The organism is Thalassoroseus pseudoceratinae (assembly GCF_011634775.1).
In the GTDB taxonomy this organism is placed as follows: Bacteria; Planctomycetota; Planctomycetia; order Planctomycetales; family Planctomycetaceae; genus Thalassoroseus; species Thalassoroseus pseudoceratinae.
On record NZ_JAALXT010000005.1, the window covers coordinates 734,145 to 743,489 of the forward strand.

At 54.3% G+C, this 9,345-nt stretch carries 5 protein-coding genes; 4 read left to right on the top strand and 1 reads right to left on the bottom strand.

Features of this window, described 5'->3' with window-relative positions; genetic code table 11:
• The first annotated feature begins 172 nt into the window (after positions 1-172).
• Both G6R38_RS20555 and G6R38_RS20560 read left to right on the top strand, forming a co-directional pair.
• A complete protein-coding gene (locus G6R38_RS20555; RefSeq protein WP_166830629.1) occupies positions 173-1,228 on the top strand; it encodes a DUF1559 family PulG-like putative transporter in 1,056 nt (351 codons plus the stop codon).
• A 36-nt stretch (positions 1,229-1,264) separates the two neighbouring features.
• Positions 1,265-1,951 carry a PEP-CTERM sorting domain-containing protein gene (locus G6R38_RS20560; protein ID WP_166830630.1) on the top strand — a complete coding sequence of 229 codons (687 nt, stop codon included), beginning with the start codon at positions 1,265-1,267 and terminating at the stop codon, positions 1,949-1,951.
• A 74-nt stretch (positions 1,952-2,025) separates the two neighbouring features.
• On the opposite strand, the gene G6R38_RS20565 is transcribed toward G6R38_RS20560, so the two are convergent.
• Complete coding sequence (locus G6R38_RS20565) at positions 2,026-2,244, bottom strand: hypothetical protein (RefSeq protein WP_166830631.1); 219 nt, start codon at positions 2,242-2,244, stop codon at positions 2,026-2,028.
• A gap of 578 nt (positions 2,245-2,822) precedes the next feature.
• Between G6R38_RS20565 and G6R38_RS20570 the strand changes: the two genes are divergently transcribed.
• Both G6R38_RS20570 and G6R38_RS20575 read left to right on the top strand, forming a co-directional pair.
• Positions 2,823-4,487 carry an FHA domain-containing protein gene (locus G6R38_RS20570; RefSeq protein ID WP_166830632.1) on the top strand — a complete coding sequence of 555 codons (1,665 nt, stop codon included), beginning with the start codon at positions 2,823-2,825 and terminating at the stop codon, positions 4,485-4,487.
• Positions 4,488-4,708: 221 nt separating this feature from the next.
• A partial coding sequence (locus G6R38_RS20575; RefSeq protein ID WP_166830633.1) for a tetratricopeptide repeat protein occupies positions 4,709-9,345 on the top strand: 4,637 nt, incomplete at its 3' end.

Sequence of the window (9,345 nt, forward strand, 5' to 3'; positions counted from 1 at the left end):
TACTACCAACTCACCAAAACAAAGGCGTCAAGTTGAAATCAACCTTTAATTGACTTTTCGACAAAAACGCTAAAGTTCTTGTTGACGCGACCTGTACACCCCCCTATCTTGACAGACGTCTCTCTCAGAAGAACAGATATATTCCCTCCATTCCACCTGCTTGGAGTCTTTCATGCAAGGTCGCATCAGTCCCTGCCTACACGAGCGGTCCGCACGTAAACGCGTCGGCTTCACACTGATCGAATTGCTCGTGGTGATCTCCATCATCGCGACCCTAATCTCACTCATCGCCCCCGCCGTCCAAAGTGCCCGAGCCGCCGCCCGGCGAACACAATGCCTGAACAATCTCCACAACCTCGGCCTAGCGATGCAAAACTTCGCATCCAGCCATAATGGTTCACTGCCTTATGTGCGGGATTCAACGACAGGAACGACTGCAGAAAAACGAATTAGCGGTTGGCCTGTACAGATCCTAAACACGCTTGATCAAGAGGCTATTCAGAGACAGCTACGAGAAAATGCAGCCACTGGTTCCACATCTCCCTTCAGCACACCGACCCCTGTCAACACGTGGCTCCAAGTCTTTACTTGCCCAGACGATTTGAACTCTTGGCAGCAGGACTTTGGGTTGACGTATCGAGTGAATGGTGGCTACTTGTCGCTCACAAATTCAACAGTTGGAGGGGCCTTTGGTCCAGATGCCATCGATACCGAAGAAGCGTTGGATGGTGTATCGGGCGGAGCGTTGGGGGCACTAGCGGCATATTCCACCGGCGCTATGTTTCAGAGAATTGCGGCAAACGATCGTAAAATGAGTTTGGATTTTATTTCGCAGGGGGATGGCACTGGCAATACCATCTTGCTCGGAGAGAGTGTTGCAGCAGCGACCAGCTGGGATACTACCAACACTGACCGTCTCGTGTTTGGTGTCGAACTTAGCGATATCGAGAGTGGAGGCAGCCCAATTTATGGCTCCGCAAGTAGCCTAAATGACACGAGTTGCGATGCGCTCGGGGATTCGGCTATCAATTCGTCAGACGATCCAGCCGATGGAGGTGGCGATAGGTTCATAGCATCTTCGAACCATCAGGATATAGTTCACGTATGCCTTGCAGATGGAGCAGCACGTGGCATATCTGAGAGCGTTGATCCGTCAGTATATCTGAAACTATTAACCTCAAACGGACAACGCTTTGGCCAAGGTATTCTCGACAATAGTGCATATTAAATTCATTGCAGCCCAGGTTTTCGAAGGGAAATACGAATGAGTCGTTTGTTTTCTTACACTCTGCTGACTTTTGTTGTAGCGGCCTCGATCGGAATGAATGCGCAGGCATCTCCGATTGTGAATGGGGAGTTTGATTCAGTACACATTGATGTGACTCCCCCGGATCTAGGTTGGCAGTCTATCGGTAATCCGGTGGTAATAAGTGCCCAAGCCGAACTGTCTACTGACACATCGATACTCGCTGGAGCCATTGCAAACTTTGTTGACCTTTCAGTTTCTCGTCTAGAAGAATTTGGCGACAGCCCAGCCAATGGCTCGGCAATCAAGCAGACATTTGAAGTGCTGACTGGAGGTAAATTGTCGTTCGACTGGAGCTTTATTACTTCGGAGAATAATACAGGTGAAAACAATGATTTCGCGTTTTGGAGTTTGTCTGGGGCGAATAATGGAGAGCGGCTTGCTAATGCCGAATCAGGGGCAACCGCCTTTCAGACGAAGACCTATGACGTGGATTCAGCCGGGATTTATACGCTGGCGTTTGGTGTAATGAACGAAAACAATGATTTTGGCCCTTCTCAGCTCTTAATTGATAATGTGAGCTTTGAGGCGACAGCAACGTCTGGGTCACCGACTCCAGAACCCGGAACATGGGCGATGATGGCCTTGGGTATGATTGGGTTTGCTGGCGTCTGGTATCGACAGAAAGTGGCCGTCGTTGGCTGAGTGCACGATGAGGTGACGTGCCCCGCTGGATCATCGAGACGGCAGACGGAAGGTTAGCCGCCTCCTCCATTCCGCTAGGACTTCACCGAACGTAGCAGATTTGAGATCGCCCAGCCTCGTCGGGGTGGTGTTCGAGTGGGTTGCGGGTTGGCCGCGGTGCTTGAGGCCGCGGCGAGGTTTTCGTGTTGATCGAGCCATTGCTCGCACTGTTTCCAACTACCGGTGAAAACAGCGTGGCCGGATTCATCGAGGACGCTGCAGAATTGCCGTCCTAAATCGAGGTGATATCGCATATACGTGTTCCTCCAATTTCCGTCGTGGAAACTGAGACAACGAAAAATCGGCCCGAAAGACTTCGGAAATGATTGCTACCGCGAGGGTCATCATGACATTCATGATAACCAAGCGTTCAAATATCGGGAACAAAACCAGCGGAGGCTGGCGATTTCGGCGAAATGCCTGTGGAAAGTTGCCAAAAGACCGAACGGTATCGTTAAAACCCCTCTAATCGCTACAACTGAGCAATGTGAACAAAAGTCACACACTGGTCTTCAATCATTCAAATCGAGAATTCGATCCCTGTTGATGAAAACGAGGTTGATTTGACCAACTCGGAATTTAAAATCAGAAAGGAATTGTGTACAGACCTATCTTCCTACGGAGTCGGCTCACCACATCTCACCAGCGAAATTTGGTAAGGAAATGTGCGGAAAATTGCCGTTGCAGGAAGACCACTAGGTATTGTAGTCACTATTACTTACATTTGTCCAACCGATTTTCAAAAAATCGGGGCAAATTAGCCCGCAAAAGTTCATCAACGCTCATTTGAACTGCACCTCGCTGGCACGAGATTTTAACAGGATGCATCCTCATGCGCCGTAGTACCAACGACCGTCGCCGCCGTTTGGTGCTCTCTAATTACAACGACGATGCGGAATCCGAATCCGAAGAGCTGCCCACCGACGATGCCAATATTCACATCGCGGAAGATAGCAGCGACGAACATCTTGCGGAATTCTCCGACGCGGTCGCAGCGGCCACCAACGACTCCCGCATCCAACTACTGGCCGGGGTCGATATTCGGAAATGCCCCGAAATCGGCAAACGCTTCTCCCAACTCATCATTCCGCGAAAGCCCCGGACTGCGGTCGAGTTGCGAATCACACGGTTGCATGACGGCAAGACCTTTGATCGTCAGGTCCGTTCGGCGTTTGCGATTGTCGGAAGTGGGCCGGACTGTCAGCTGAAACTAACTGACCCGTCAGTCAAAGATCGCGAGATGGTCTTCCAGCGGATCGGTCATCGGATTCTGTGCATCTCACTTTGTGGGAAACATCAAGTCCGACACCGTCCGGGAGTCCATCGATTCCGTTGGCTCGTTCCCAATGATGAGGTCGTCGTTGGTGCCTACGGGATCACTTGCCTGCCGAGTATGGAACGATCGACCGACGAATTCGAAGTTCCACCAGTTGACGTCGACACCCTCTTCGAGCCGTGGATTGACGAAAGCGAAGCGGATGCGGCCGCTTGGAATCAGTCCCCAAAATCCGCTTTTCTGCCTTTGGAGGGCGAGGACGCGACGTCAATACGACTCGACTCCCGTTTGATCACCTTGATCGGGCGGGGCACCTATTGCGGGTTCCGAATTGTCGATCCCCACGTCTCGCGAGTCCATGGGGCCGTCCTGTCGACCAACGAAGGAGTTTGGATTCAAGACTTCGAAACCCCCGACGGCATTCGTGTGAACGGCAGGTGCGTCCGCCGAAGCAAACTACATGAGGGCGACGAAATCCAGATCGGTCGCTCTCGGTATCGGTTCACCGAATCGCTTGGCTCAGACACCGGCCGAGTCATCATCACCGAACCGAAGTCCGAGAAAGAACCAGAGTTCAAGGCTAGCGAAGAATCTCAATCAACACTCGAACAATCGGATGGTCTCAAAACCGTCCCCGATTTTCAGGTCAGTGCAGGGGCTCCGAGCAATGAAGATGAGCTGGACTTAACTCGATCTTTGATGTGGGTGATTCAGGAGCAAAATTCGACGCCCGCGTTTTGCACGTCACCGGCAACGCAAGTTGACGCCACGCAAGCGATCGTCGAAGGTGTCAATGGTGCACTCGTCCATATGCGGCAGGAGATGCACCAGCAGTTTCAGCAACAAACCGAAATGCTGACGACGCTGGTCGATTCGATCCGCCGGGACATCAAGGAGGAACTTTGCGAAGAGATTCGCCAACTCGCACGAATCACGTCCGAGATTCAACGCGTGCAGCAAATAATGCTGGAAAATATGGCCAACAAGTCGGAATCAAACGGTCAAGAGAAGCGTGAACCTTCGAAGCTTGTGACAGACAACAGCCAATCGAAGGAACGCGTCTCGACTCCACCGCCGGTCAGCCAGGGGATTTCGCCGGCAGAGTTAGATGACTCCGACGAAGCAATGGATCCCATGAATGTGGTTGTCCGACTTCGAGAGCTCGAGAACGAACGGACAAGCCGATGGCAGAAGTTACTTCGTCTCGTCCAGCAGCCGTAGGACAAGGTTCGTCGTTTCTAATAGTCCCCAGTTGATGGCGTCACTCAGCCGGTTGGTATTCGATGTATCGGCGTTGCAACCCGCACCCCACCTGATCACACACGTCCCTCCCTTCCAAACAGTCAAAGCGACACAGTTCCATGGCAAAGCCAGCGCAGCCAGAACCGAAAACGCCCCCGAAGAAGTCCCATTCAAAATCTCAAGCGCAGAAGTCTCGTTCCGTGAAATCTTCCAATGAGCAGCCGGAAGTCGAATACCGATTCGCCACGAAACGGTTTTTCGCCGGCATACTAGTCGTCGCTCTCCTGGCCGGCGGATTCCATTTGTTGCGTCTGTTCATGATCGAACGCAACGTCGGCGAGATTTTTAACCGGGCGGTCGCGGCGGAGAAAGACGGTCGCAACAACGATGCCCTGAAACTGTTTGGTCAATATCTGCAGTTTCGTCCTGATGACATTTCTGCCCTCGAACGCACGGCTGAATTGCTCGACCAAGACAGTGGAAACCCCAACTCTTGGCGGTCCATTGCGGATGTCTTCGAGAAGGTTTTGCGTCTGGAACCCGAACGCGACGAGATCCGACTTCGGCTGGTTCGCACCCTGATGAAGCTGGGGAGATACCGCGGCGTCAACTACTACACCGCCGCCAGCAGCCACATCGATCGGCTGTTGTCGACTGCTGAGTATTCCCGAAATCATGAACTCACCCTGTCCAAGGCCCGAATCAAACGTGCAGCCGGGCAGTATGATGAAGCCGCCGTCTGGTATGCGTTGGCGATCGACCGAGACCCGCAAGATGTCGACTCCTATGCGGAATTCGCCGCACTCTCTCGAAGTGAAGAAATTGTTCCCATCCAGGCGGAATGGTCGTCTGAGGAAAAGGCTTTGAGTGACCCCGCGTTGCTCGAAGTGTTCCCCGAAGAAACCGGAAAAATGAGTGCGAAGGAGCTGTCGCGTCGGATCGCGAGCCGAATGGTTCAAGAGGCGAAACCAGAGTATCTGGCGTTGTGGCGACGTGGGGAACTTCATCAATCCTGGGGCGAATTGGACGCCGCGACGGCGGATATCGAAGAAGCCCTCGAACTGCCGGAAGCTCTGAATGACTCACGTTTTCTCCTAACAGCCGCGATGCTTGAACAAGCTCAAGCGCGGGCCGCGACACTCGGGAATCGGATTGACGAGGCCCAGAATCACCGCAAAGCCGCCAAACGCTACGCACTCAAGGGGACAGAGGCTGAGCCGCCAGAACCCCGATTGCAACTGGTGCTTTCCGATCTTGTCTTGGAACAGAGCCGAAACGCAGAGGCGTTGCAAGAGGCGGAAGGCTATCTCCGCAGCGGAATCGAAGAGGCCAAGTCCTTGCGAGAACCGGCCGAAGATGACGAAGAGGATCAATCAAGCCGGAAGCAACCGGAAATTGAAGAGCTTCGTCGCCTGGTGGAATCGGAAGTCCGAATGCGTTGGGCACTGGCCGATCTGTTCTTGAAACAGGCCGAAATCGGCGTCATCACGCAGGCCAAAGCCGACAGTGCTGCCAACGAACAAATGGAAACAATTCGCTCGATCGGCGGACGAGACGAACTAACCATCCTGCTGAGCGGCCAACTCCTGGCACACAACGGTCAATATGCGGAAGCGGCAAAACTCTTGGAGCAACTGCGACCACGACTGGCCGGACTGACCGAGTTTCGCAAACGACTCGACTTGCTACTCGCGTCGTGCTACTCGCGTTTGCAGAACCCGGACCGTCGGATTGAGATCTTCCGCAGCAGCGTTGAGACGGATCCATTTTGGATCCCAGGTCGTATCGAACTCGCGAACGCTCTCGGCGATGCCGGTCGCATTGACGAAGCGATTCGTGAGTACGCTCCGCTGACGAACATTCCGAACGTTGCTCAATCACTCGCGCGATTGGTGTTGCTCCGCGAATTGCAAAAACCAGCGGATCAACGCAACCTCGAAGCAATGGAAAAGGCGGTTCAGCAGGCGGAGAAAGTCGCAGCCGACGAACCCGCCACAGCCGTCTTGCGTGCGGAGCTCCATGTTGCCCGCAACGAGTACACGGCAGCCATCGATGTGCTCGAGAAAGTCTCGAAGGGACATCCGGATGCCAAAGAACTGTGGCAGGCGCAATTCAATGTCGTCGTGAATCGCAAAGACTTGGGCACCCCAGAGCGTGCCGCGGCGGCAGAAGACTTGATCGCCAAGGCGGAGAAAACTCACGGCGACACCGTTGAAATCCGCTTAGCGAAAGCCGAGTTGGCAAAGTTGCAGGGGCCGGAATTACTCCGAAAAGCCGTCGAGACCCTGGGCCAAGACGTCAAGGAGTTCACAAAGCCCGAACAAGTTCGGCTCTACGAAGGGCTCGTGCGATACGCGGCCGCAGCTAATATGCAGGATCAAACCCGATCACTTTGGAATCGAGTTGTCTCCATTCGACCGGATTACCTTCCGGGGTGGATGGCAATCGCAGAACTCGCCGCACGTGCCGGTGATCAGGCCGAAGTTGCAAAATCCCTCAAGGCAGTCCGCGAAATTGAAGGCCCAAAAGGCCCGAACGGCGACTACATTGACGCCTTATGGACCGTCCGTCAAATCGCGAAGTCCGTCGAAGGGCAAACCGATTCCAAAGTCGACATTGCCGAGCTAAAAAAAGAGTTGGAACGCCCTCGCCAACTGTTGCAACGTGCCGCCGAAAATCGAGCTTATTGGGCTGCTGTTCCCCATCTGCAAGGAACGTTGGAGGCGGCGCTGGGCAATCAGCAAGCAGCGTTCGCTCACTACGAGCGTGCTCGTCAACTTGGCGATTTCTCGCCGGATGTTGTTCGCTACATCGTAGAATATCACCGAGCCAACAAGAATTTCGATCTCGCCGATGCTGTTATACGTCAAGCCGAACAAGCCAGCACCGCACTCGTGTCCGATGATCTGAAGAGGTTGGCCTGGAAAGTGGCGTTGGAACGCGGGCAAGTGGATGCCGCCATCAACTATTCTCGACAGTTGGCGGGCGAATCGAACGACTTTCGAGACCGCATCGCTCACGCGCATCTTTTGTTCGCTAAGTATCGCTCGATGATGAAAGACGAGCAGCAAAGCCAACGAGCACAGGACCTGTTGCAACAAGCTCGTTCGATCTATCGCGAAGTCGTCAACGATGCCCCACGACAACCGGAAGCGTGGTTTGCGTATGTCGTCTTTCTGTGGCGAGTGGGAGACGAGGAAGATGCACGGAAAGCTGTCGAGGAAGCAGCGGACAAACTGCCGGAAACACCGCCACACATGAAACCGCTCAGCTTGGCACAGTACAGCGAAGTCGTGCAGCAGCCTCAAAAAGCAGCCGAGTATTATCGAGCCGCCGTCGAAGCTGCTCCGGATAACGTTGCCTTGAGAATGGCAGTTGCCGACTTTTTCAGCCGAACGAAAGCACTTGCTGAGGCTGACAAACACCTTTCTTACTTGGTGAATCCGGAGAATGACGTTCCCGCCGATGCCGCCGCTTGGGCACGTCGTCGCCGAGCATTCACAACCGCAGCCCGCGGGCGATACGAAGACGTGGAACGAGCTCTGCAGATGCTCCGCCGGACAGCCGGTTCGGACGAAGTTCCGTTGGTCGACTTGCGAGCTCAGGTGTCCATTCTCGCGGACCGGGTCAGCTTGGCAGACCGAAAGCAACTGATCGCAATCCTGGAGCAACTCCGAAAACGAACCTCACTGAGCGACAGCGAAATGCTGCGACTGGCCTCGTTGTACGAACAAACCGACGGATGGCCCACGGCGAAACTGCTGTTGGAAGAATTACTCGAACGTGATGGAGCTGAACCGGGATTCCTATCGTCGTACATCCGTGGTTGCGTGAAGCACGAGCCTGACGACGATCGCTTGGAGAATCGTCTGCTGTCCCGTCTCGATCGACTTCGTGTTCTTGAACCTCACAGCGTCCGCACGGCTGTCACCAATGCCGAATTCGATGCGCGTTTCCACGGAGACGAAGCAGCCCGATTGACTCTGACTTCCTTCGCAGGCCACCTCATCCACCCAACAAGCGACGGTGCGGCCGAAATTACCGCAACCGAGCGAGTGTCACTTCGCACGGCCGCGATGACCGCGGAAAAACTTGGATTAACGGAAACAGCAGAATCGCTGTACCGCCAGTACGCCCAAGCATCGCCAAGGGCGGAAGACATCATGACCTTGGCCACTTATCTCGGTCGCCGCAACCAAGTCGATGCCGCCTTGAAGATCGTGGAAGAAAACGCTGATCGAGTCGTTCCAGAAGCCGCAGCCGTCACTGCTGTGAATGTCGTCTCTCTGGGCAATTTCCCGCCGTCGACACTGGATCGTGCGGAGGAAATCGTGACCAAGGCCCTGGAGGACCGCCCGAACTCTCGCCGTATCTTCAACGCGATGGCGGCCCTCAAAGTCTTGCAGAAGCGATTCGACGAAGCAGAACTCCTTTATCGCCGAGTCCTGCAAGAAGATCAGTCCAATGTCGCCGCCCTGAACAATCTCGCATGGATGTTGGGAGTGACCGGCCGAAATCCAGAAGAGGCCGTCCGACTGATCAACGAAGCCATCGCCATCGCGGGACCGCTGGCAGACTTGGTCGACACCCGTGGCATGATCGACCTCTCCCGCGGATTGCCAGGAAAAGCAATGAAGGACCTCAAAACCGCCTTCGCCGACACACCAACCGCCAATATCGGCTACCATCTCGCCGTCGCCTACGACCGTCTCGACCAAGACCTAGCAGCTCGTAAAGCATTTGAACAGGCCCAAAGCCTCGGATTGGGAATCGAACAACTCCATCCGACAGAGCACGAGACATATCGAAAGCTCCTGGGAAAATTCGATTCTAACTA